Source organism: uncultured Dokdonia sp. (assembly GCF_947496725.1).
Lineage (GTDB): Bacteria > Bacteroidota > Bacteroidia > Flavobacteriales > Flavobacteriaceae > Dokdonia.
Genome location: NZ_CANMDS010000007.1, coordinates 70304 through 96642, shown reverse-complemented (window position 1 = coordinate 96642; position 26339 = coordinate 70304). Strand labels below are relative to the sequence as shown.

The window sequence follows — 26339 nt, the reverse complement described above, 5'->3', positions numbered from 1 at the left end:
TTTAGATTACTTTATGTATTCTATAGTTGCGACAGCTTCTTCATTTTGACTATCAAAAAAGCCTTGGTCACTCATCCATTTATCAGAGAAGACCTTACTCATATAGCGGCTTCCGTGATCTGGAAATATGATAACTACTTTACTATCTTTTGTAAACTCCCCTTGTGCAGCAAGCTGCTTTAAACCTTGTATAGCGGCACCACTTGTATAACCTACAAATAACCCCTCTCTGGTCGCAATCTCTCTAGCACTATGTGCTGCCTCTTCATCACTTACTTTTACAAACTCGTCTATAGCGTCAAAATCTGTAGCTGTAGGTATTAAGTTTTTACCTAAACCTTCTATTCTGTATGGATAAATCTCTGTAGCGTCAAACTCACGTGTCTGGTGATACTTTTGAATCACAGACCCATAAGCATCTATTCCTATTACTTTTATCTCTGGGTTTTGCTCTTTTAAGAATCTAGCCGTACCAGATATTGTGCCACCTGTACCACTACAAGCAATGAGGTGAGTAATCTTCCCTTCTGTCTGATTCCACACTTCTGGACCTGTAGATAAGTAATGAGCATCTATATTGAGCTCATTAAAATACTGATTAATGTATACAGAACCCTTAGTTTCTTCGTGCAGTCTTTTTGCTACACTATAATAAGATCTAGAGTCGTCTGCACTTACATTTGCCGGGCATACATACACCTTTGCTCCCATTGCTTTAAGAGCATCAATTTTATCTGGAGAAGATTTTGAGCTTACAGCGAGTATGCACTCATAACCTTTTATAATACTTACCATAGCAATACTAAAACCTGTATTACCAGATGTAGTTTCTATAATGGTATCACCAGGTTTAAGTACTCCCGTACGCTCTGCTTCTTCTATAATGTGAAGTGCTATACGATCTTTTGATGAGTGGCCTGGGTTAAAAGCTTCAACTTTGGCTAAAAATTCACCATCAAAGTCTGCCGTAATGCTATTTAATTTTATGAGTGGTGTGTTACCTATAAGTTGTAACGCGTTATCATAAACATTTAAGTCCTTGTTCATATATCTAGGTTAGCGCCTTGAGCGGTTTCTGGTTAAAACTTGTGCTCAAAACAGGGCAAAAGTACCATAATTTTTAAAAATAAGTTCTTTCTTATGGGTTCTATTCCACACAGTTATAAACAACACCGCTCACCACTACTTAGTAACCCCTTCTAAATCAAGCAAAAACGCATAATCTTGCGCCACCTCTTTTAGAGCCTCAAAACGTCCTGATGCTCCGCCGTGACCTGCATCCATATTACACTGAAAGATGATTTGGTTATTAGAAGTGTTATTCTCCCTTAGCTTTGCAATCCATTTGGCTGGCTCCCAATATTGCACCTGGCTATCGTGATATCCTGTTGTTACTAATAAGTTTGGGTACGCTTTCGCGAAAGCGTTATCATATGGACTGTAACTCTTCATATATTCATAAAACTCCTTATCATTAGGGTTACCCCACTCATCATACTCTCCGGTGGTGAGTGGTATGGTATCATCAAGCATTGTTGTAACTACGTCTACAAAAGGAACAGCAGCAATGACCCCGTTGTAAAGCTCTGGTGCCATATTTATTACCGCACCCATAAGCAACCCTCCGGCAGACCCTCCGTAGGCATACAAGTGTTTTGAAGACGTATAATTTTGTGCTATTAGATGTTTTGAAACATCTATAAAATCTGTAAAAGTGTTTTTCTTCTTTAAGAGTTTTCCATCTTCATACCATTTACGACCTAGATACTCACCACCTCGTATATGGGCAATGGCATAGATAAAACCTCTGTCAAGCAGAGAAAGACGTATACTGCTAAAGGATGGATCTATGGTACTTCCATAGCTTCCGTATGCATATTGTAATAGCGGAGCGTTTCCATCTAGTACTGTATCTTTATGATAAACGATAGAGATTGGAATTTTTGCACTGTCTTGAGCAGGTGCCCAGATGCGCTCCATCTTATAGTTATCTTTTGAGAAATTACCACCCAGAATTTCTTGTTCTTTAAGAACCGTTTTTTCTTGAGTTTTCATATCAAAGTCTATAACAGATGCAGGCGTATTTAGAGCATTGTAGGCATATCTGAGTACCGGAGTATCAAAATCTATATTTGTCGTAGGGTATGCATCATAAGTTTCATTATCAAAAGGAAGGTAATAGTCTACGCTATCATCCCAGCTTTTGATTCTTATCTTATTTAACCCGTTGCTGCGCTCACTTATCACTAAGTACTCCTTAAAAATCTCTACATCTTCTATAAGCGTGTCTTCTCTATGAGGTATAAGGTCTTCCCAGTGCTGCATCGCTGTTTGGTTTTCTGGGGTTCTCATTACCTTAAAGTTAGTAGCCTTATCTTTATTAGTCTGTATATAAAACGCGTTATCATAATGCGATACTGCATACTCAAGACCTCGTGTACGCTCTTGAAAAACTTTAAAATCTGTTGTTCCTCGGGCTGCAGATGCAAATCTAAACTCACTCGTCATCGTACTGTCAGAACCTATGAGAATATATTTTTTTGACTTTGACTTAAAGACATATGTATAAAAAGTCTCGTCGTCTTCTTGATAAACAAGCACATCTTCACTAGGATCTGTACCTAATGTGTGTTTAAATATCTGATTAGAGCGCAGTGTCTCTTCGTCTTTTCTAGAGTAATAGACAGTTTTATTATCATTTGCCCATACAGCACCACCGGTTGTATTTTTAATTTCTGTACTAAATATCTCTCCAGTAAGGAGGTTCTTAAAACGTATGGTATACTGGCGTCTACTTACAGTATCAACACCGTAAGCTGCAATGGTATTATCTTCTGAGACAGAGTAACTAGCTTGACTAAAATATGAATGACCAGAAGCCATCTCATTATTATCAAAAACGATGATTTCTGGGGCATCTAAATTTCCCTCTTTTCTACAATATAATGGGTAATCCTTACCTGTTTCAAAACGCCTATAATACCAGTATCCATTATGCTTATAAGGTACAGAGGTATCATCTTCTTTTATTCTACCTTTCATCTCCTCAAAAAGTTCAGTTTGAAAAGCTTTGGTATGGGACGTCATCTCATCATAATACCTATTTTCTTCTTTAAGATGTGATAACACCTCTGGACTATCTCTTTCATTCATCCAGAAATAATCATCTACTCGGGTATCATTATGCTTTTCTAGTTGAACAGCGATTTTTTTGGCTACAGGTGGTATATTATTTTTTATCAAGAGCTTTATATTTTATAGAAATGCAAAAGTACAACCCATCTGTCTAACAATTCTGGCTTGTATGAAATAGGTCATCAAAGCTTTTAATAACTTTGTACTCACTAATGATTAAAAACAATACTTATGTTTGGAGATATGATGGGCTTAATGGGAAAACTACAAGAAGCCAAAGCAAAAGCTGAAGAAACAAAAGAAAGACTTAAAACAGTTTTAATAGACGAAGTATCGTCAGACCAATTGCTTAAAACTACTGTTACAGCAAGTGGACGTATAAAAGAGATTAGCCTTGATGAAGCGTTACTTGAAGATAAAGAACAACTAGAGGACTATCTTGTATTAACCCTTAATAAGGCACTAGAAAAGGCACAAGGTATACACGACACAGAAATGGCTGCCGTTGCTAAGGAAGGTATGCCTAATATACCAGGAATGGATATGTTTAAATAATACAATATATATTATGCATTAAAAAAGGCAACCACATACCGTGGTTGCCTTTTTTGTTATAATCACTTATTTGAGTATAAAGCAAAAAAAAGCGCCTTCATTATGAAGGCGCTTTAATATATAACTGATTAGCTAGTGCTAATGTAAGTCTTAGTTGTTGATAAGACGGAACTCAGTACGACGGTTTGCAGCGTGCTGACGCTCAGTACAAGAAACACCATCTGCACAACGGTTTTTAAGCTTACGCTCACCAAATCCGTTTGCTACAAGAAGACTGTTGTTTACTCCCTTAGAGATAAGGTAGTTTGCTACAGACTGTGCACGACGCTCAGAAAGATCTTGGTTAGAAGAAGCAGCTCCTCTAGAATCTGTGTGAGAAGCGATCTCTAATTTTACACCTGGGTTTTCAGCAAGTAATGGCATTAATCTAGTATCGATAATGTTTTTTGCAGCAGGAGTTAAAGTTGCAGAGTTAGTATTCCAGTTGATAGGAAGTGCTTGGTACTCAACAAGAGCACACTCAACTTCTCTCCAAGTAGTAAGACCACCTTTTTGCTTAAGAACTTCTTTAGAAACAGTGTTGAAAGTTGCAGGTACTACATCTTCAGTAGTAGTAGCATCTTTTACAAGAACAGTTTTTGTGATAGTTGCAAATTCAGCAGGAATTTCTTCTTCTACTACGCTTGCAGGCTGATCAACAACTCTCTTAGTGTAAGTTCCGTTTGCAGAACCTCCTGGAGTAGACTGTACAGTTGCATCTGCAGCAAGTACACGCTTAGATACTGTAGTATACTCAGCTGGGTATCCTTTGTAACACCAGTAACGACAATCGTCTGGGTTAGAAGAAGCACAATCAGGAGCTGGAGCACCTAATTCCCACTGCGCGTAAGCAGACTTAACTTCGATAGTTTCAGAATCGTTAGAAAAAGAAGCAGGAACTACTCTTAAAGAAGAACCTGAAGTACTCTTTACATAAGTTACTGTTTCAGTCTTGTAAGTAGCTGGTATAATTCTAAGACGCTTAGAAGCTTCTTTTACCATTACACGCTCAGTTACTGTATCGTATTGAGCTGGTACTACTTTAAGTACTTTGTAAGCAGGTGTTTTTTGGATCTGTACACTCTGAGTCTCATAGATGTCTGGAGTTGTACAACGTACGTAACACTTACCTGGTTCTGGATTTGTAGGTAAATCTTGTGCTTGAACATTTGCAAATGCAAATCCTACTAATGCACATAAAAATAAAATTTTCTTCATAATAATTGATAGTTAAAAGATTAAAGTGTTGGAATTCAATTTTAAAAGTACAAAAATAACCGCTTTCCCTTATAAAGACGTTAACTTTTTTTTAAGAAAGTTTAAAAAGGATTAAATACACGTTTAAAACGACCAACAACACAAAAAAACTCAATCTCCACGTCTTAACGCATTTTTAGTGATTTTTCTAATTATGATAAATCGCTCAAAATCTGCCTAAAACGTCTAGAACACGGGCGTGTGCAATTTTATTATAATCATAATGAGTAACTATTCTTAATTTACCCTGGCCCATATCACTTATAGCTATCTCATTATCAAAAAGATACTTTACAAATGAAGTCTCATTAATTGTTTCTTTAAGGTTAAATATGACAATATTAGTTTCTGTAGGCTCAACAGATTTAACGTAAGTTTGACTTTTTAATAAAGTTGCTATCTCTTGCGCTCGCTGGTGATCTTCTACCATTCTATCTACGTGATTATCTAACGCATACAGCCCTGCAGCCGCCATATAACCTACTTGACGCATACCGCCGCCTAAAACTTTACGCACGCGCATTGCCTTATCCATAAATTGCTGCTTGCCTATTAATACAGATCCCATAGGCGCTCCAAGACCTTTTGAAAGACACACAGATATTGTATCAAATAGTTCTCCATAACTAGATGGCTCCTCTCCTTTTGCCACAAGAGCATTCCATAATCTTGCACCATCTAGGTGTAAACCTAAACCGTGTTTATTGCATACTGCTTTAATTTTCTTTATCTCTTCTAGATCATAACAAGCTCCTCCACCTTTATTTGTTGTGTTTTCTAGACACACTAATGTTGTGAGCGGACTATGATAAAAATCTGGCGGATTTATAGCTGCCTCTACTTGGGATGCAGTTATCATACCCCTAGTGCCATTAATAAGCTTGCACGACACGCCACTATTAAAGGATACTCCTCCTCCTTCATAATTATAAACGTGCGCATATTGGTCTGCTATAAGTTGCTCTCCTGGCTGTGTGTGTAACTTAATGGCTGCTTGATTTGCCATACTCCCCGTAGGAAAGTATAGAGCGCTATCCATCTTAAACATTCTAGCCAGGCGACTTTCTAACTCGTTTACTGTAGGGTCCTCCTTGTAAACATCATCACCCACTTGTGCTTTCATCATAAAATCGAGCATAGCCGGAGTAGGCTTTGTGAGTGTATCTGAGCGTAAATCTATTTTCATTAATTCTAGTGTATGATATAATTATAATATGTGGTGGTGAGTTTTAAGTTTACGCTTTCGCGAAAGCGTACTTACATACATCCTATAGGTGATCCATCTGGAATTTTTGGTGATGGTAACACCTTAAACTTTTCTGGTGCTTTTAAGAATGTCTCAATTTCATCTACCATAAATGCCGCATTTGCATCTGTAGTTTGACTAGCGAGTTTTGCTCTCACCTGTTTAAGCTGTGCTCTCGTAAAAGCTTTAGTCTGTGGTATAGACTTACTATGCGCCGAAAGATTCATAAGATGTTTAAGTACATTGTAATTTATAGTTTGTTGTACTCCTGCTTTATAAGAATCTTGCTCGTTGCTGAATATGGTGCTATTTACAAGCGTAGAGAGCATTCCATCAAGTCCCATTTGAGACGGGTCTATCGCCTTCTGTTGCACAAGTCTGTTTGCTCTTTCTGGATGAAGAAGCAGTGACAACGTCATATCACTTGCTGTTGCTGCAGCGCCTAAAGCATCAAAGCCTACGCCATCATTACTTTTAAAACTTTCACGTGATCTCCCATACCCTTGTGCTCGAGGAGGGAATAAGGCCAACTTGTCTTTAGGTATAGCCAGCTCTGTTGCAGTTAAGGTTATTAAAACACTACTAAGCGCTGCTTTTTGCTCACCAGCGTCAAGAATTTTTGTAACGTCAAGATTATTATCTCCTTTTACAGCATAGTTATACTCAAGACCTCCCACCATTTTTACCGCTGCCTCAGTTTGATATCTGTGGTAAAAATATAGTGGTACAAATACATCTTCAAGCACAGAGTAGGGCTCATTGCTACGTATGTTATCTACAGAGAAGTTTGTGATAGCTCCTTTTCTTAAAGCAAGCATCTTATCTAACTCTTGGTAAGCACTAGCGCCATTATCCCATAGATGCGCCTTAGCGTGAGCTCCTCCCTGCGGTCTTGCATCACTATCTGTTATATAACGTAAGCCGCTTTGCTCTGCTTTAGTTAAGATAGTATTGAGAAAGTCTTTTTCTGAAACTCCCTTAGGAGCCACTCCGTAGTTATACTGTACAGTAACTTTATCCCACTCTCCTATACCTGTTGCATAGGCATTAGAAAAATCTACTTCACTTCCATCCCACGTAAGTGTAGGATGCGGGTAGTCCATAACGCTGGCTCTACCGTTTGAACTTGCTGCAAAGTTGTGTGCAAACCCTATAGTGTGACCTACCTCGTGAGCGCTTAATTGTCTTATTCTTGCGAGCGCCATCTCTAGCATAGGCTCATAATTATCATCACGCTCTGCAAAAGGCTTATTCATCAAAGCTTGAGCGATTAAAAAATCTTGACGTATTCTTAAACTCCCTAGGCTTACGTGACCTTTTATGATCTCCCCAGTGCGTGGGTCACGCACGCTTGCTCCATAACTCCACCCTCTAGTACTACGGTGTACCCACTGTATTACATTGTAACGCACATCCATAGGGTCTGCATCCTTAGGCAACATTTTTACCTGAAATGCATCCTTAAATCCCGCCGACTCATATGCTTGATTCCACCAGCTTGCTCCCTCAAGTAATGCAGATCTTACTGGCTCTGGTGTACCAGGATCTAGGTAGTAGATAATAGGCTCTACTGCTTCACTCATAGCTGCATTAGGATTTTTCTTCTCCAGTCTATGACGGTTTGCATAGCGCTTTATTATAGGCTCTTGTACCGGTGTTGCATAATCTAGGTATGTAGTTGCGTTTACTCCAGCACGAGGATCAAAAGGACGAGGCACGTACTTATTATCTGGCAACTTTACAAATGAGTAGTGCTGTACCACAGTAAGTGCCTTTGCATCTGGTGCAACAGAGCGTATGTTTCTTCCCGTTGGGCTTCCTTTAAAAGTGAGTAACGCCTCAAACTCTGTGTTTTCTGGAAAAGCCTTTGTGCGCTCCATATACATAGCGCTTCTTGTTTTGTCTAATTTATAAGTACCTTCCTTACCACGTTTTAATCTCGCAGCTACACCGTGTGTGTCTTCTAGTAAAAACGGTGTGAAGTCTATGAGGTACTTCCCTCCTTTTTGCTCTTTTATAGGAAACCCAAAGAGTACAGACTTTGCAAAGGCTTCTTCTATAGATTTGCGTTCTAGCTCATTTGTAGTATTTGCTCTATAGCGCATATTAGGCTGTACCAGCATTATTTTATTACCTACTTTCTGAAATTTTACTACTGCATTACCACCTAGTTGCCCTCTATCTAGACCTATGTCGTTGCTTCCTAAGCCTGTACGCAGTGAGTGTACGTATAAAAATTCTTCATCTAGCTTATCTACTTCTACATATATCTTATCATCACTCTCATCATAATGCAGTGTGAAAAATCCTTTTGAGGTTACTAGATCTTTTTTTGAATCTAAAAACTGTGCAAAGGTGCTGGTTGCGACTAATAAACAAATGGCAAGAATGCTGTATTTTTTCATATCGTAAAATTAGGTTGTCTAAGATACACGTTTAGATGAAAATATACTTGCCAATTATAAGGTACTAAGGGAGTACTCTATAAATCTCATAGCTAGCCCCGATTGTAGTGTAAATCCCGCAGGGCTGGCTGTGCCATCCCGAGGAATTGCAACGTAAAGCGGGATACTGCTCTTGTAAATACACCTGCTGAATATACTCCAAAAAAAAAGAGGCACCCTTGCGGGTACCTCTATATATGGAAAGCCTATCGCCAAATAGGGCTTATGCGTTCAACATTTTTTGACTTTATTTATTATCAAAAACTTCCATAATGCTTCCAAATTGTGATACATCTATATCACTCTTTTCTAGAGACTCTGCCATACGCATCATATCTCCTATATTCATATCATTACCTAGTAAGCGAGCAAGCATAAAACCTTTATTATCATCTGCACCAAAGAAGATCACCTCATCTATAGCATCTTCTTCTCCTTTAAAATAGAGACGCATTTGTCCCATATCTCCGCTGGCTTTCATAAGCTCCTCATAATCATCTGAGGTAAGGATGTCTTTTACCTTATCGCGCTCTACTTGCATTGCTGCCGTGTCACCAGACTTAGTCTGGTATGCCATTAGGTTTATTTTACGCACGGTTTTAAAAACCTCTTGCTGCTCTTCACTTAACGCCTCTACATTTTTACCTAGTAAACTAGTAGGTACGTCTACAAGAATAAAGTCGCCGTTTTCTTGATTATCTACATAATACTCTTGCAACGATTGTTTATTACTACAACTTGCAAGTGTGAGCACCACCGCAAAGGCTGCTACTACTGTTTTTATTGTGTTATACATATTATGACTTTTTTGCGTTTTGAACTTCCTTAAGAGCTTCACTCCCTTTAAAATCTAGGTCTTGAGCTAGCTTAGATATTTGCTTTAAATCTATGTTTCCAGTTACCTGAAAGAATACAGCGCGTTGCTCACCTTCCATATTTCCGTTTAAGAACATTACAAACTCTTTTACATAGTCTTCACTACTTCCTTCTTTATAGTAAAACTTTACATTCTTACCATCGTCTTTTGCTCGCATTAGTTCTTGTAAACCGCTGCTTGCTATGTAGCCTTTCATAGAGGCGTTCATCTGGTCCATTATACCTGCATTTGCACTGGTATACATTTTTACATTCTCTAGATTATCTACTAGGTTTATGTACTGCTGCATCTCTGGGTCTGATGAGTTAAGGTCTACTTTACTGAGTAGCTTAAACATCTTCTGGTTCATTACTATAGAGCTTACTCCTTTAAGATCTTCGTACTTATCAAAAGGGCTCTGAGCGTTACTTGCTAGGGTTACTAATGCAAGAGCTGCTATCATTATTAACTTTTTCATCTTCTTTGTTTTTTGATTTTTATTTAAATAAGGTGCTAGAGGCTTTGTCAAATTCTTCTACCACATCCAGCTGTGTGGTGCTACTGTTAATCATTTGAGACATCATACCAAGAGCTTGCTTGGTTTTTAAGATGGCTACTTCTTCGTTTTCATAATTTGTAGAGATACGATTATCTACCTGAGTACCTTGTGTCCAGATTACTAGTCCTACTATTACCGCTGCTGCTGCACTTGCCATAAATCTATATCTAGGCTTGTGCTGCTTAGGTAATACAATAGGTCTATCATAAGTCTCTTCACTTGCTACGGCAAATGCTGTAAACATACTTTCATACTCTTTAAGATGTGGCGCCACGTTATCACCCGTAAAGTAGTCACGTAGTTTTGTTTCTTGCTGGAGCGTGGTACTTCCTTCAAAGTAATCTTCTAGTAGTTTCTCTATATTATGAGATTCCATAATTTCGTTTTTTAATCAATTCTTCTCTTAGTTTTTTGCGGGCTCTAGAGAGTGCTACTCGCACAGCGGTCTCATTCATCTGGAGTGCCACGGCAATCTCTGCATTGTCCATTTGCTCTACATCTCTCATTTGTACAATAAGTCGTTGTTGCTCTGGTAGGTCTTCCATAAGTTTAAACACCCACGCGACCTCATCTGCAACCTCAATATGCTTGCTTGTATTACCTGAGTGATCTTCATAATTGTTATGAACGATTTTAAGATTATTGCTTCCCTTAGCTTTAAGCTTATCGTAGCAATAATTTTTTGTCATCGTCATCGCAAATGCTTCAACACTTCGATATTCTTTTATTTTAGACCTCTTTGTCCATAGTCGCAGTAGTACTTCCTGCGTAGCATCTTGCGCCTCATCTTGTGATACGAGCAATCGCTTTGCAACGCGATATATCTTATCCTTAAAAGGATTTACAAGCTTTATGAACGAGTGTTGGTCCATCGATTAATTGGTTAGTTATTAGGAAGACGATACATCATAGGTTTTGTTACAGCAGTTGTTACATTTTCTTTTTACGCTTTCGCGAAAGCGCTCTCATACCCCATAAAAACTAAAAAAACTCCTACCTGAAGAGGTAGGAGTTTTTGATATGATATTTATAAAGAAGCAGCTTACTTTTTGTTTTTCTGCTGTTGCTCTGCTTGCTCCATCATTTGTTGCATTTTCTTTGCAAACTTACCTTGCTTCTTAGGCTTAGCTTTTTTCACTTCTATCTTTGCTCTTATCTTCTCTTCGTCGATAATCACGTTTTTAATAACTAAGATAATACCTATAGTAAGTAAGTTAGAAATAAAGTAATATAAACTCAGACCACTTGCATACTGATTAAAGAAAACAAGCATAAGTAATGGTGAGAAGTACATCATATACTTCATCATCTTACTCATATCTGGCATACCTTCTTGAGTAGGCTGTTGCATTTGCTGGTTACCTGTAGTTAATCTCATAGAGAAGAAAATAGTAACTGCAGCTAGTATAGGAAATAAACTCACGTGATCACCATAAAAAGGAATCTCAAACGGAAGCTTTGCAATCTCATCATAGCTAGATAAATCATCTGCCCATAAGAAGCTTTTTCCTCTTAAATCAAACGCAGATGGGAAGAAAGTAAATAGCGCATAAAACACTGGAATTTGCAATAACGCTGGTAAACAACCTGCAGCGGGACTTGCCCCTGCCTTACTATACAGCGCCATAGTCTCCTGCTGCTTCTTCATTGCGTTATCTTTATACTTCTCTGAGATAGCAGCAATTTCTGGCTTAAGAATCTTCATCTTAGCCTGTGACGTGTACTGTTTATACTGTACAGGAGATAAAAATAATTTTATAACAATAGTCATTACTATAATAGCAATACCTGCTGGTAAAAATCCAGATAAGAACCCAAAGAAAGGGATAACGAGGTACTTATTTAAGAACCCAAATATCCCCCACCCTAATGGCATTGCCTCATCTAGTCCTTGATCATAAGACTTAAGGATTGTGTAATCTGTAGGGCCGTAGTACATCTGCATTGCGTAGTCTAGCTCTCCGTTTTTGGCTTCTAGTAAAACGTCAGATCCATACTGTTTTGTAAATATGGTTTCTTCATCTCTATCGTCTGCTTCTTTATAAAGATCTTTTGAGGTAAGTCTCGCTTCTTTAAAAGGTGTCTCAGAGATAAGCATTGAGCTAAAGAAGTGCTGGCGGTAGTTCATCCACACAAGATCCTCTTCTATCTCATCATCATCTCCTGCTGGTGAAAGCTTATCTGTTTTATCTTCTTCATACTTGTATGTAAGACGCGTGTATCTATTTTCATAAGACTGGCTACGTGCGTGACGCATCCCTTTAAAATCCCACTGCATACGCATAGGGTTTGATGTGTTAAGTCTAGTAGAAAGTCCTTGAGAACGCATCCCAAAATCCATCATATAATCGCCTTCCTTAAGCTCGTAACGATACTCTAGGTACTCGTTATTAGAAACCTTAAGCTTCATAGATAACACATCGTTGTTACCGTTTTTAGAAAGACTAGGCTCAAAAAACAAGTCTTTAGTATTAAGATTACGGTTATCAGACGTACTAAAACTTACATTAAAAGTACTGTTACCATCTTTAATAAGGTATACAGGTATCGAGTCATAAGTGCTATGCTGTAGCATCTTCACCTCTGTTATATATCCACCTTTATTACTCACTTTAATTTCTAAAACATCGTTAGAAATGGTAGTGGTTGCTCCCTCCTTTGCAGATGGTAATGAGCCAGAGTATGCAAATGCACCTAGTCTGTTTTGTAATGCAATATTTGTAATAGAGTCTGATGCTACTGCAGGAGCTGTTTGTGCAACTGGCAGGCTAGCTACATCTGTATCTTGTGATTCTACCTGCTCTGTTTGTGCCGCTTTCTCAGCTTCTAGCTCTTCGGCTGTAGGCTTATTAAAGTAGATGATCCATAAAAGGATACCTCCCATAAGGAGCATTCCAATAAGTGAATTTGTGTCAAAGTTCTTTTTCATTAATCCTGTTTAGGTGGGTGTTTTTTGATTACGCTTTCGCGAAAGCGTGATTTTCTCAAAGCAATTTACTCGCCAAAGGGTTTATTTATGCCATACTGGCACGCGTACTGTCTTGAGCATAACTAACGGCTGCTCTCACAAACGCTACAAATAGCGGGTGCGGGTTGCTTACCGTACTCTTATACTCTGGGTGATATTGCACGCCTACAAACCAAGGGTGATCTTCTATTTCTACAATCTCCACAAGACCTGTATCTGGGTTAGTACCTGTAATTTTCATACCGGCTTTTTCTAATCGCTCACGATATGCGTCATTAAACTCATATCTATGGCGGTGTCTTTCCATAATAATTTCATCGCCATATACGTCTTTTACAATACTATCTGGCGCAAGCTTACAAGCCCAAGCCCCTAGACGCATTGTACCTCCCATATCTGTGATACTCTTTTGCTCCTCCATTATATCTATGACTGGGTGCGGAGTGTTTGGGTCCATCTCTGTTGAGTTTGCTTTTGTAAACTCACAAACATTTCTTCCGTACTCAATAACTGCCATTTGCATACCAAGACATATCCCTAAAAACGGAATCTTATGCTCTCTTGCATATTGCACTGCCTTAATTTTACCTTCTATACCGCGCTCTCCAAAACCTGGTGCTACTAGCACACCGTCAAGGTTTGCAATTTTATTTTTAATCACCTCTGGAGTGATATGCTCACTATGTATGCTCTCTATATTTACCTTTACCTCATTTTCTGCACCTGCGTGTATAAATGCTTCAAGTATAGATTTATAAGAATCTTGAAGTTCTACATATTTACCTATAAGGCCTATCGTTACTTCAGATTTTGGGTTTTTATGCTTTGCTAGAAACTCATTCCATCTCGTAAGTTCTGGTTGTGTAGCGTCTGGCAGGTCCAATTTTTTAAGAGAGATTGCATCAAGACCTTCTTCAAGCATCAAGTTTGGTACGTCATATATAGTACTAGCATCTCTAGACTCTATAACAGCTTCTTGCTCTACGTTACAAAAACGTGCAAGTTTTGCCTTAAGATCATACCCTAGCTCGTGTTCTGTACGGCATACAAGTATATCTGCCATAATACCGCTCTCCATAAGTGTTTTTACACTGTGCTGGGTAGGCTTAGTTTTAAGCTCTCCTGCTGCTGCAAGGTATGGTATAAGTGTAAGATGTATAACTAGCGAGTTCTTTTTACCTAGCTCCCATTTGAGCTGGCGTATACTCTCTATATATGGTAGTGACTCTATATCACCTACAGTTCCTCCTATCTCAGTAATAACGATATCATAATCTCCGCTCTTCCCTAAAATCTGGATACGCTCCTTGATCTCATTTGTAATGTGAGGTATTACTTGCACTGTTTTACCTAAAAACTCACCTCTACGCTCTTTATCTATCACACTTTGATAGATACGCCCCGTTGTAACATTGTTAGCCTGTGAGGTAGGTGCATTAAGAAAACGCTCGTAATGTCCCAGATCAAGATCTGTCTCTGCACCATCATCTGTCACATAGCATTCTCCGTGCTCATAAGGATTAAGTGTACCAGGATCTATATTAATATAAGGATCTAGTTTTTGAATAGTGACTCTGTATCCTCGCGCTTGCAAAAGTTTTGCTAGTGATGCTGCGATAATACCTTTACCTAGTGAAGAGGATACTCCGCCCGTTACGAAGATGTATTTTGTAGATGCCATTAAAGGTTTTTCTGAAGGTTCGTTTACGGGGTGTAAAAGTACGGGATTTTAAGGAGAGTACTGCTTAAAATCTCAATATTTATATATGTGTGGTTGCACCCAACTTGTAAATTCTGACTTCTATAAACCTATTCTTTTTAGTCACCTCTCTACGCTTTATCTGACTTTTTTACTTTTTCCTGATTTTCAGCATACTAAAATAATACAAGTAAGAAAAACAGCAGTTTTTTCACTAAAACGTTGTATTGATGAAAAAATGAGATTATTAACTTGTAATATTCTGACTTTCAACATTTTAACGTAAGTGTATTCGGACTAAATAAATAGGTTAAACACCTGTGAACTAACACTTTATCCGATTAAATTTACTTACCCTCAAATCATTCTTAGTATTCATAACGCAATTGCGTAATTAATCTCTTTTATTATGAAGAAAATTACAACACCATTACTTACGACCCTTTTACTCCTAATTGGTTCTCAGAGTTTCGCACAGGGGAGCGGCTCTGCAACACAAATTTCTGACACACTTACTGGCTATCAAAATCATTATGGCAATCAGAACCTACGTAGTTCTTCTAGCTCCACCGTTCTTATAGCTGCCTCACCCGCACACGCTGTATGGCTTTTTGATATTGAAGAAAAAATTGAAACTATAGGCAAACACGATGTTGTCACATTTAATACAACATCTGCCACGCCTACATTAGAAGAATTACAAGCATATGACGCTGTATTTACCTTTACAGATAATGAGCCTAATGATCCTGTTGCTTTTGGCAATGTGCTCGCAGAGTACTTAGAAAGTGGTGGTTCTGTAGTAGATGCCACTTTTACTGCAAACATACCTATTACTGGTAACTGGTCTCCCTATGAACTGTATATGCAATGCGGGCAAGCTAGCGACTCTTTTTTAGGTCTAGGCACTATTCACCAGCCAGATAGTTACATACTTACAGAGGTCAATACTATAGATGGTGGTATGGCATCTTTTCATAATGCAGAAGGATATGTTGCTAGTGGCGCAACGGTAGTTGCAGAGTGGACAGATGGATCTCCTCTTGTGATTACTAAAGAAAACATAGGTCCTATGGATGCGAGACGCGCATTTATAAACCTCTATCCACCCTCTTCAGACTCTAGAGCAGATTTTTGGGAAAGCAGTTCTGATGTTGCGCAACTTATGTCTAACACTCTAGAGTGGGCAATAAATGCCGAAGCACTCTCTACTACCACTGCTCAAATAGAAACTGGTGTCACTATTTATCCAAATCCAGCTCAAAGCTCACTAACCGTATCAAACCCAACAGACACGACTATTCATAATGCACAGATTATTAATATCGTAGGTAGTGTAGTCAAGTCATTTGACCTTAAAAATGCTATGACCAGTCTTAATGTTTCAGATTTACAGACAGGCGTATACTTCCTTAAACTTACTGGAGATAGAGCAAGCCAGTCGCTACGATTCATTAAAAATTAATAAGTCCCCAATTTTTAATGCGAAGAGCCGCCTCAATTTGAGACGGCTCTTTTTTTATTTCACTATATGTAATTACGCTTTCGCGAAAGCGTAATTAAAAAAATTCTATCTACTATAGTTAGGAGCTTCCTTTGTGATAGTCACATCGTGTGGGTGACTCTCGTTTATACCACTAGCAGTAATTTTTACAAATTGTCCATTTTCTTTAAGAGCCTCGATGCTACCAGCACCGCAGTAACCCATACCAGCTCTAAGACCTCCTACAAACTGGTGGATACTCTCGTTAAGCTCACCTTTGTAAGGTACACGACCTACAATACCTTCTGGTACTAGTTTCTTAATATCATCTTCTACATCTTGAAAGTAACGATCTTTTGAGCCTTGCTTCATAGCCTCTACAGATCCCATACCTCTATATGATTTGAACTTACGTCCTTCATAAATAATAGTCTCTCCTGGTGACTCTTTTGTGCCTGCAAGTAAAGAACCTAGCATCACACAGTCTGCTCCTGCGGCAACCGCTTTAGGGATATCACCTGTATAACGTATACCTCCATCTGCAATTACTGGAACTCCTGTTCCTTTTATAGCCGCTGCACACTCTAGCACAGCGCTAAACTGAGGAAAACCAACTCCTGCAACAACACGTGTTGTACAGATTGATCCTGGGCCTATACCTACTTTTACAGCATCTGCACCCGCTTCTACAAGATATTTTGCTGCTGCTCCAGTAGCTATATTACCTACCACACAATCTAGTTCTGGGTAAGATGCTTTTACAGATTTTAAGACCTCTACCACACCTTTAGTATGACCGTGAGCTGTATCTATAACAATAGCATCTACTCCAGCTTTTACAAGTGCTCCAGCACGCTCTACAGCATCACCAGTAACACCTATAGCAGCTGCTACGCGTAGGCGACCAAATTTATCTTTATTTGCGTTAGGCTTTAAAGTAAGTTTTGTGATATCTCTAAAAGTGATAAGCCCCACAAGTGTATTATCTCCTGTTACAACAGGTAGTTTTTCTATTTTATGATTTTGAAGTATCTCTTCTGCTTGTTGTAGAGAGGTTCCCTCTGCTGCAGTAACAAGATTTTCTGATGTCATCACCTCACTTACCGGACGGTCATTGTCTTTTTCAAAACGTAAATCACGGTTTGTAACAATACCTATCAATTTTCCATTATCATCTACAATAGGAATTCCTCCTATACTATGCTCGCGCATTGCAGCCTTTGCATCACTTACTAAAGATTTAAGAGGTAATGTCACAGGGTCTATAATCATCCCGCTCTCTGCACGCTTTACTTTACGCACCTTGATAGCCTGCTCATCTATAGTCATATTTTTGTGCAATACTCCTATACCGCCTTCTTGAGCAATAGCAATTGCCATACGACTCTCTGTAACCGTATCCATCGCCGCAGAGACAATAGGTACATTAAGAGTGATGTTGCGAGTAAATTTTGATTGTATGCTTACTTCTCTAGGTAATACTTCAGAAAAAGCAGGAACTAGAAGTACGTCGTCATAGGTGAGCCCTTCTCCTAGAATTTTATTTTCGTGTGCAGTCATAGCAATTATTGTTTTAAGAGGTGAGAGTGGAGTTTTTTACGCTTTCGCGAAAGCGTACTACTATAAATCCACGCTAACAATTAATTGCGTGCAAAGATACGCTTAATTAATCAATATAACTCGCCCATCTATCAAATCTACATTTAAGACACTTAAAATGAGTGATTTAAATAGAATATCGCTAAGAAATTTTGAAACAATTTTACCGCAACTATCTCTTTATTCTTACTCAATCTAAATACAAACAACCTGATTAACAGTTATTTATAATTTTCAAACATCCTTTATTCATAACTTTAGGAAAGAATACGAACTTAAAAAAAGAAAAAAATGGCTATTAAACTCGCACATAACTGTATAAACTGTGATCAACTTAAAGACGATAATTATTGTAACAAGCACCAAGTACACGTAAACTCAGCATATACCTGTGACAGCTTTGAAATGAAGGCTGCTCTTAAGGATGACCGTAACTGTGTTACTTGCAAGCGCTATGAAGAAAGTGATTGTGCAAACCCAAAAACTGCTGCACCAGGTATGCTCTGTGCATCGTGGGCACCACAAGCACAAGCTTAGTACTTTACTTATTAATAAATAACAAAAGCCCTCTCATACCTTTATGAGAGGGCTTTTGTTATATGTAGCATATCTCGTAAAAGACAGGCTTATAATTTAATCTGTAATGTAGTATAAAATGTGAGAGGCTCTGCAGGTATAATACCAGGACCAGGATACCCGGTTGCTCTTCTTGTAAAATATGACTCATCAAGTGCATTATTAAGTCCGGCCTCTAACTTAAACTGTTTCCAAGAGTAAGCTGCCGAAACATCTAACACTCCATATGAGGGAATACTCCCCTCTATACCACGCTGATTATCATTTACATCTTGTGGCGCATTTGTAGCATCTGTAAATTGCTCTGTGAGGTACGTATATTGAACACTTGCTGTAAGGTTCTTATAACCAAAATTTAATCCTGTTTTTAAATTTACATCTGGTATAAACTCTACCTCATTACCCTCTACCCCAATCTCCTCAGAACTAAGATACTCTGAACTAGTAAGCGCGAGGTTTGTAAATAAATTGAGTTTAAACTCTTTATGACTTTCAAAAAAAGTATTGCGTAGGTTCCAGTCTGTAAAAACTTCAAGACCATAAATAAAAGCATCGCCTATATTACCACGACGCCTTTTTATACTACCATCTGTATCTTCAAAAAGCACTTCTCCCAGACGGTCATCATAGCGCACACCAAAGGCACTTACATCATAAGCAAACTTATTATCTATGCGACCTCTTGCCCCTATATCTAAGGTAAAGCCTTCTTCATCTTTAATATCTTCATCTACCACAAAAGATGGATTTACCACTCGTATATCATTAAAAGTAACAGAACGATAGTTTTGACTAAAGTTACCATACAACTCAACAGCAGGAGATAGCTGGTATGTAGTACCAAGTCCCAATAATAAAAAGTCACGTTCAAAATCACGATTATCTGCCAGGTCTTGATTTACAAGCACGTTACCTGCTAGATCTAACACGATGTCTTTATAAGAACCAGCACTTGCTGTTTTTATATACTCAAATCTAAAGCCTGGTGTAACCGTAAATCTATCTGTAAGATTAAAGATATTTTCTCCAAAAACCGCTAAGTTCTTATTAGGAAAATCAAACTGTGCCTGTCGTTCATAATTAGGAAACTGCTCTGTTGCAAAACTAAAATCTGCATCGGCAGCTGTAGTTCCAGGTCCTTGTTGCTGGCTATTACTAGCATCATAGTACTTACTTCCTATCAAGAAGACCGCATCCTTATCACCTATACGATACCTGCTAAGTAATCTTGCCTCTGCTCCCCAGTTTGTAAAATTATCTACAAGAAGTTCTCTAGGCTCTTCTACATCATCTGGCTGTGATACTCTATTAGTTCTAAAACCTACGGCGCTACGTTGTGCATCAAGTCCAAATACATTTAAACTAAAATCTGTTTTATCACTAAAAGCGTGATCAAGACGCAATGAGTACACCTTCCAGTCTACATCAAACCAGTTACGATCACGGTTACTAAAGTCAGGGTTTTCTATAAATTGAGCATCTGTAAGACCTCCAGCTTGTTTTGCTAAATAATTAAAAAGGGTAAGTTCTCCCGTAAGTGTAGTGCGCTCGCTTAACTCATATGCCACGTGTGCAAAATAATTACGACTATTAAACTGAGAGTTAGGTCTCCAGCCGTCACCTTCTTTGTAGTTAAAATATGTGTAGTAGCTCAATTTACCTATCGTACCACTTAGGCTATTAAAAGAGGTAAGCAATCCATACGAGCCTGCGGTTTGCCTTGATATTAATTCAATCTTCTTGTCTTTTACGGGCTCTCTGAATTTAAAATTTATCAATCCGCCAAACTGTGTTCCGTACTGTAAAGATGCAGCACCACGCACTACTTGTATCTCTTTAAGCGCCTCTGCTGGTGGTGTATAGTAACTCTCTGGGTACCCCAGCACATCTGCGCTTATGTCATAATTATTCTGTCGTATATTAAAGTTTGCAGAGCGATTAGGGTCTAGACCACGGCCACCTATATTTAGCTGCAACCCTGCATCGCCGTTCTCGTAGATATTAAGGCCTACTACCTGGCTATATATTTGTCTCGGGGCATTTGCAGCAAGGTTTGCCGTAAGTTGATCTACCAATACTACTTCACTTTTTTTACCCGCATAAATTGCAGTTCCTTCTACTTTTTTTAGAGATCGTAAGGCAAAAATCTTTTCTCTTCGGCTTGTGAGTACTACCTCGCTTAGGGATTCACCTAGTGGTGTAAGTGTATAGTCTTTTACAGTTTCTCCTTCTATACGTATTTGTTGCTCTACAAGTTCATAGGCCAGTCCAAAAACGATGAGGTTATAAGTGCCGTTTTCTATATTTTCAAAACGGTATTTTCCAGACGCATCTGTACTAGCTACTTGATTTGCTTCTCTTAAGTAAATCTCAACATCTCCTAGCGCCTTCCCATCTTGAGAAGAGATCGTACCGCTCAGGCTGCTTTGAGCAATGGCAGTAGTTGCTATAAGTATAAAAATAAGTGTATTATAAACCTTTAATCTCATCTGTAAATGGGGTAACCCACGTTTTGTGTTTAAAAGAATCTTCTATTTCTGCCAGATTTACCTCTGGATCTATATATGTTGTACTCAATCTCCCATTAAGAGCAACATATGACTCAACATATACTTGTACCTCTTGATGGCCTTGACTCTCAAAATGGTCGCGAAGATAGTGAGCATACTCGAGAATAAAGTCTGGCTGGAAACTCATTTGCTTTTCTTGCAACGGAGTCAAAAAATCTGTGTTATCTACATAAAACCGTCTGCCCGTCACACCGTCTACAATTTTAAACTGAGCATACCCAGATTTTTCCATAAGCATCACACGCCAGGAGAAACGATAACCCTCTTCGGTCCAGAATAACTCACCAGGATAAGCCAGGTATCGCCACGGTAATAATATCTGTATCACAAAGAATATGACAACAACAGCAACCGCGTAATTTTTTGAAATAGCAGAACTAGCAACGTATTGCCTACTCGTTTTAAGTAGTGCTGTGGGGTATTTTAACGCTTTCGCGAAAGCGTAAATAATCTTTTTATGAAACGCTGCGTCAAAAAAGATAAGTGCGCTTACAATCATCACATAAGGAAACATCCCGATAGGAAACAACACGCGTGTAAGCACGTGAAAGATTATCACCATTACAAAGGCATAAGGACGCGTCTTTTTATACAGTAAAAAGAAGGGAATAAACAAGTCATAACCCGCACCAAACCAGCTAAAGGCATACTGAACCCACTCCTCACCCATAAGATTGCCTATGACGGGTATATCAAATTTAGAGGGTAACCATATTTTAAGCGGCATCGCTTTAAAGAGCCAGTCACTATTAAGTTTTGCCAGACCAGCATACACATAAACAATACCCAAAAGCAGTTTTATACTATCAATAGTCCAAGCAGGGATGAATTGTGGTGGGGTTGTGTTACGCTTTCGCGAAAGCGTAATAGCATCTACAGAAAAGTAAGCTCCAGCTGGAAGAAATATCATCAAGAAGCTCAACATACTTATGAAGTAGTAGTGGTTAAGATACATTGTCTTATCCATAAGCTCTATGTAAGTAAAGCTCAAAAAGAAAATTATAATTGCCCAGCGGTACTTATAACCTACCATCACAAAAAGACTACTTAATGCACAAATGGCAAAAAGTAAGTAGGTATAATCACCTAAGGGTCTCACCCACTCAAACCCGTAGAAAGTAAAGTGAAAGCTAGGAGTGATATAAAATTTTTCTATCCATCCATAACTCCAAAAGCGCACAATACTCGCAAACATTAGTACACCAAAAAACACACGAAAGACCGCTAGTGGTGCGGCCTCTCTTTGGGTATTAAAATATGTTGTTATGCGTGTACTCATTAGTTATCTAATCACCATCTGCATCTGCAAAGTCTATGCTTATACTCATAGCGCTTACCATATCTACTTTGAGTAATGGCACAAGGCGTTGTACCTCATCATAAGCGTTTAAGAAATTTGTAGGAGGGTTTATAGCCAGCTCCTGCTCAAAGTTACCTAAAGCCGAAACTACAGTTCTTGAGACATCAAATTGAGAGTTAATTATCTCGCTTAAATCTGCCCCATCCTTTATTGCATTAAGTTCATCTAAGTAACTTGCAAGGCTCTCACCTTGTGCGCTACTGTTATATGCTTTACCATTAAAGAAATCTTGTGTAGCGTTAAGTCCTACTATAAAAAGATCTTTTGAGACACCTCCAGCATAAAGTGCTTCTATATTATTAGGCTCAACACTTCCAGAAAACACGCCTCCAGGGATACCCATTTTTCCTGCTCTTAAGTGCTTCTCAAAATAAAAGATATAATCATTTACAAAACGATCTGTAGATGCCGTTGCAGAGGCACCATCGTTTGCAATAAAAGTATCTCTGTAATCTCCTTCCCACTCGTTAAGTACTGTGGTTGAAAGAGTTTTCATATCTGCTATTATATCTAGAAGGTATTGCTTGTAAGCATCACCATTAGTACCATTATATATTGCAAGTATAGCTGCGTCGTCTTCACCTAGACCATAAAGTAAGTAGTCTATTGCGGGAAAACCTTTGGCTGCTCTGTTAGAAGAAAGATCTAAGTTATAAGATCCTGCTGTGATGTTATCTTCTACAGTAGCAACATTCGCCGGGTATATATTTACATTAAGACGTAAGTTAACCGTCTCTGCAGGTCCTACTTCAAACATAGATACACGTTGCCAAGTGGTATATGCATCTAGCCAAGCTGCTCTTACCGCGGTAAGGTCACTAGGCGTATCTGTAAATGAGGCTACTTGCGCTTCTAGCGTATTAACTTTTGCAACAAAGTCTTGATAACCTGGTATTATAATATTATCTGCCCAGTTTGTGAGCATTGCACTACGATCAAAAGTTACTGGAGTTACAGTATCTGTATCATCTGTACTTACTGTAGTGTCATCTCCTCCACAGGCATAAATGAATAGCGAAATTGCTAGTATTCCAAAAATTCTTTTCATAATTAATTCTTCTTTTTACCACCAAAAGGGAGCCAATGGGCTCCCTTGTTGAAAACATACAAACTCAAATTAACTTCCTGCTTGCTCCACTGTAAAATCAAATTGTGCCGCAATAGCAGTAGATATAGCATCAAGTGTTTCTGGAGTAACATCCCATAAACCATTATCTGCTGTAAGCTGACTAATAAATGTATTTACCTCTTCTGTAGAAAGGTAAGGTGCATCTGTATTAGGGTTACGTGTAAACTGTAAGCTATATACAAATCCAAATCCTTCTGATAAGTCGTGAAAAGCTGTACCAAAGTTTTCTGCCTCTATCGCATTTTTACCTTGCTGTAAGTAGTATACAGCACGTATTCCTACTACTTCAGATAATCTTGTTCTTAATATTTCTGCTTGCTCATCTCTAAGCTCATAATCTCCGGCTACAATAGCAGCACGACCTAGTTTAAAAGCATCAAATACTTCCTGAGCAATTCCTGCAAAATCTTCATCTCCTTCTACTCTACCTAAGTACTTATTAAGGAAGTTGTCATCTGTTCCTGCTGTAGCATTTGCATTTGCCGCATCTGCAGCATTACCGTATAGGTAACCAAATGCTTCATCCCACTTGTGTTCCATATTAGTATAAGACTTCCCTTCTACTACAACACCGTTATCATTATCTTCCACATTAGTAGCTTCGTCAAGAACAGCCGTACCTAAATAGTTATTAAGCGCTTGATCTATCATAAGAGCTCCTATAAGTCCCTTTGCAACTATCTGGTTGTACTCAAAACCTTGAGCATTTACATATCTTGTACTCTCTCCATCTGCAATTTGTCCAGCTACGCCTTCTGTAGCAACTGTGTTTTGAGCAGGAAAAACTTCGTTTACTTGATCTGCAAGACGTGCTTCAAAAAATGCCTTTACTGTTGCAGATGCTGCAGTATTACCAGCATAATAATCTGCTGATGCAGCAACCTTGCTCTTTATACTTTTATCTGAAGCATTTAAATCTTCGTTCTCAAAAGGGTTTTCTTCATTTGAAAACATATTAGATAGTGACGCTACAGTTGCATTGTCAAAATCGCTCATCTCGCTTACAAGCTCTTGAGCCATTTGTATTCTAGTAGTTTGACCAGAAAAGCTTACAGAACTCTCTCCATCTCTCTCAAAAGAGTATGTAGCCGGTGCCGTCACTTCTATATCTGTACCTCCATCAGTTATTACTGGATCATCATCTTCACAAGATGTAAATGCAATTGTCGTAAGTGCTAGTGCTATTGGTAAGTAGTTCTTCATTTTTATTTAGACTTATTATAAATAGTAAATTTGTTTACGACGGCAAAAATAATAGAGAGAAGTGGTCTACACAACTTTATTTAGAATAAATAAGAATAAGAAATTGTTAAGACAAGTCTACATAACACAATTAACCACACACACCACTTATTATCAATAGATTAAACACCTACTTAATGATTTTCAAAATTTATGAAAAGTCCAAAAAAAAGTCCCCTTGTTTATCTTCAAGAGGACTTTTGATTAAATTCTTCGTAAAAACTATATACCTATCTTCTTCTTCTAGACTTATTAGAACGGCTATTAGAAGTATCTCCACCTCTATTACCAGATGGTTTGTTATTACGACTATTACGGCGCCCTTGCTGGTGACGCGCTTTATTTTCGGCTGCCTCCTTTTTAAGTTGCTCTATTGTATCTGTAGGTTGAAAACCTTCTAGCACCTCGCTATGAAGTTTTTCTCCTAATAGTTTTTCTATACCTCGTACATAAGCAACCTCATCTACCCCTACTAAAGATATAGCCTGGCCGCTAGCTCCTGCTCTACCCGTACGACCTATTCTATGTACATAATCTTCTGGCACATTAGGAAGCTCGTAGTTTATAACATAAGGTAGTAATGGAATATCAAGACCACGTGCAGCAATATCTGTTGCTACAAGCACTCTTATTTTACCACTTTTAAAACCTGCAAGTGCTTTTACTCTCGCATTTTGTGTTTTATTACCGTGTATAGCTGCAGATGTTATTCCTGCTTTATCTAGTTTTTGACTAAGACGGTTTGCACCGTGCTTTGTTCTCGTAAATACCAGTACCTGATCCCAGTTACCTTCATTAATAAACTTTATAAGCATTTCAGTCTTACGAGACTTATCTACTCTATACGTCTTCTGGTCTACTTTTTCGGCGGTTGTGTTTTCTGGTGTTGCTTCTACTAGTACCGGATTTGTAAGTATACTACTTGCAAGTTTCTTAATATCTTTATTAAAAGTAGCGCTAAAAAGCAGGTTCTGTCTCTTTGCAGGCACTAGTCTTAATACTTTTTTAATATCGTGTATGAACCCCATATCAAGCATACGGTCTGCTTCATCAAGTACTAAGAACTCAATATCAGAAAGACTAAGTAGGCCTTGATTCTCAAGATCAAGTAGTCTCCCAGGTGTTGCCACAAGGATATCTACTCCTTGACGTATGGTACGTACTTGAGGATTTTGGTTTACTCCACCAAAAATTACTGTAGATTTAATATCTACGTACTTACTATACTCGCGCACATTATCATAGATCTGAGCAGCTAGCTCTCTAGTAGGTGTAAGTACAAGCGCTCTTACTTTGCGCCTACCTTGTCGCGGGTTTGCGATAAGGTTGTGTAACATAGGTAGTGTAAAGCCTGCGGTTTTACCGGTACCTGTTTGAGCACTGGCAAGAACATCTTTACCTTCTAGTACTTTTGGAATTGCTTTTTGTTGAATAGGTGATGGCGTTGTATAGCCTTTTTCGCTCACAGCTTTGAGCAGGGCGTCAGATAGCCCCAAAGATTTAAATGACATAAATAGGTTTTCTGAAATGACCTATATGCAGCCACTTCTATATAATCGCGAAGGTAGAACTAAATAACGACTTGCTGTCTTAATATCTCTAGTAAGAATTAATCTAGATAC

The 26339-nt window shown here is 38.5% G+C and carries 20 protein-coding genes; 3 read left to right on the top strand and 17 right to left on the bottom strand.

Features of this window, described 5'->3' with window-relative positions:
* Positions 1–6 precede the first annotated feature (6 nt).
* Together Q0948_RS14160 and Q0948_RS14155 are read right to left on the bottom strand one after the other, a co-directional pair.
* Positions 7–1047, bottom strand: a complete 1041-nt coding sequence (locus tag Q0948_RS14160) for a PLP-dependent cysteine synthase family protein (protein ID WP_298354094.1) — start codon at positions 1045–1047, stop codon at positions 7–9.
* Positions 1048–1182: 135 nt separating this feature from the next.
* Positions 1183–3243: a S9 family peptidase gene (locus tag Q0948_RS14155; protein ID WP_298354099.1), complete on the bottom strand. Its 2061-nt coding sequence runs from the start codon at positions 3241–3243 to the stop codon at positions 1183–1185.
* 123 nt (positions 3244–3366) lie between these two features.
* Here Q0948_RS14155 and Q0948_RS14150 point away from each other — a divergent pair, with 123 nt between their 5' ends.
* The gene (locus Q0948_RS14150) at positions 3367–3690 is read left to right on the top strand and encodes a YbaB/EbfC family nucleoid-associated protein (protein ID WP_298354102.1); all 324 of its coding nucleotides are present in this window, start codon (positions 3367–3369) and stop codon (positions 3688–3690) included.
* 150 nt (positions 3691–3840) lie between these two features.
* Here the strand turns inward: Q0948_RS14150 and Q0948_RS14145 are convergent, their stop codons facing one another.
* The 9 genes from Q0948_RS14145 to Q0948_RS14105 all read right to left on the bottom strand — a co-directional run bounded on the left by Q0948_RS14145 (position 3841) and on the right by Q0948_RS14105 (position 14740).
* Positions 3841–4947 (bottom strand): OmpA family protein, encoded by a 1107-nt coding sequence (locus Q0948_RS14145; RefSeq protein ID WP_298354104.1) that lies wholly within the window; start codon positions 4945–4947, stop codon positions 3841–3843.
* 205 nt (positions 4948–5152) lie between these two features.
* Positions 5153–6172 (bottom strand): GntG family PLP-dependent aldolase, encoded by a 1020-nt coding sequence (locus Q0948_RS14140; RefSeq protein WP_298354107.1) that lies wholly within the window; start codon positions 6170–6172, stop codon positions 5153–5155.
* A 71-nt stretch (positions 6173–6243) separates the two neighbouring features.
* Complete coding sequence (locus tag Q0948_RS14135) at positions 6244–8637, bottom strand: zinc-dependent metalloprotease (protein ID WP_298354110.1); 2394 nt, start codon at positions 8635–8637, stop codon at positions 6244–6246.
* A gap of 286 nt (positions 8638–8923) precedes the next feature.
* On the bottom strand, positions 8924–9472 hold the full coding sequence (locus tag Q0948_RS14130) for a DUF4252 domain-containing protein (protein ID WP_298354113.1): 549 nt from the start codon (positions 9470–9472) through the stop codon (positions 8924–8926).
* A 1-nt stretch (position 9473) separates the two neighbouring features.
* Positions 9474–10010, bottom strand: coding sequence for a DUF4252 domain-containing protein (locus Q0948_RS14125; protein WP_298354115.1), 537 nt, complete (start codon positions 10008–10010; stop codon positions 9474–9476).
* A gap of 19 nt (positions 10011–10029) precedes the next feature.
* Positions 10030–10467, bottom strand: coding sequence for a hypothetical protein (locus tag Q0948_RS14120; protein ID WP_298354118.1), 438 nt, complete (start codon positions 10465–10467; stop codon positions 10030–10032).
* Positions 10454–10963, bottom strand: coding sequence for a sigma-70 family RNA polymerase sigma factor (locus tag Q0948_RS14115; RefSeq protein WP_035328361.1), 510 nt, complete (start codon positions 10961–10963; stop codon positions 10454–10456). The genes Q0948_RS14120 and Q0948_RS14115 overlap by 14 nt, the downstream gene beginning before the upstream one ends.
* A gap of 170 nt (positions 10964–11133) precedes the next feature.
* On the bottom strand, positions 11134–13020 hold the full coding sequence (gene yidC / locus Q0948_RS14110) for a membrane protein insertase YidC (protein WP_035328358.1): 1887 nt from the start codon (positions 13018–13020) through the stop codon (positions 11134–11136).
* An 85-nt stretch (positions 13021–13105) separates the two neighbouring features.
* Complete coding sequence (locus Q0948_RS14105) at positions 13106–14740, bottom strand: CTP synthase (RefSeq protein WP_298354124.1); 1635 nt, start codon at positions 14738–14740, stop codon at positions 13106–13108.
* Positions 14741–15167: 427 nt separating this feature from the next.
* Between Q0948_RS14105 and Q0948_RS14100 the strand changes: the two genes are divergently transcribed.
* Positions 15168–16223 carry a T9SS type A sorting domain-containing protein gene (locus tag Q0948_RS14100; RefSeq protein ID WP_298354127.1) on the top strand — a complete coding sequence of 352 codons (1056 nt, stop codon included), beginning with the start codon at positions 15168–15170 and terminating at the stop codon, positions 16221–16223.
* 105 nt (positions 16224–16328) lie between these two features.
* On the opposite strand, the gene guaB is transcribed toward Q0948_RS14100, so the two are convergent.
* Positions 16329–17801 (bottom strand): IMP dehydrogenase, encoded by a 1473-nt coding sequence (guaB, locus tag Q0948_RS14095; RefSeq protein WP_038600485.1) that lies wholly within the window; start codon positions 17799–17801, stop codon positions 16329–16331.
* Positions 17802–18131: 330 nt separating this feature from the next.
* On the opposite strand from guaB, the gene Q0948_RS14090 reads away from it, so the two are divergent.
* On the top strand, positions 18132–18377 hold the full coding sequence (locus Q0948_RS14090; protein WP_038600477.1) for a hypothetical protein: 246 nt from the start codon (positions 18132–18134) through the stop codon (positions 18375–18377).
* Positions 18378–18466: 89 nt separating this feature from the next.
* Here Q0948_RS14090 and Q0948_RS14085 read toward each other — a convergent pair whose 3' ends face one another.
* From Q0948_RS14085 to Q0948_RS14065, 5 genes are all read right to left on the bottom strand, one after another.
* Positions 18467–20905 (bottom strand): TonB-dependent receptor, encoded by a 2439-nt coding sequence (locus Q0948_RS14085; protein WP_298354135.1) that lies wholly within the window; start codon positions 20903–20905, stop codon positions 18467–18469.
* Positions 20886–22265, bottom strand: coding sequence for an HTTM domain-containing protein (locus Q0948_RS14080; protein ID WP_298354137.1), 1380 nt, complete (start codon positions 22263–22265; stop codon positions 20886–20888). Before Q0948_RS14080 ends, Q0948_RS14085 begins: the two co-directional genes overlap by 20 nt.
* A 7-nt stretch (positions 22266–22272) precedes the next feature.
* Positions 22273–23394 carry an imelysin family protein gene (locus tag Q0948_RS14075; protein WP_298354140.1) on the bottom strand — a complete coding sequence of 374 codons (1122 nt, stop codon included), beginning with the start codon at positions 23392–23394 and terminating at the stop codon, positions 22273–22275.
* Positions 23395–23463: 69 nt separating this feature from the next.
* A complete protein-coding gene (locus Q0948_RS14070; RefSeq protein ID WP_298354143.1) occupies positions 23464–24678 on the bottom strand; it encodes a DUF4856 domain-containing protein in 1215 nt (404 codons plus the stop codon).
* Between the two features lie 269 nt (positions 24679–24947).
* Positions 24948–26228 (bottom strand): DEAD/DEAH box helicase, encoded by a 1281-nt coding sequence (locus Q0948_RS14065; protein ID WP_298354147.1) that lies wholly within the window; start codon positions 26226–26228, stop codon positions 24948–24950.
* Between the last annotated feature and the right edge of the window lie 111 nt (positions 26229–26339).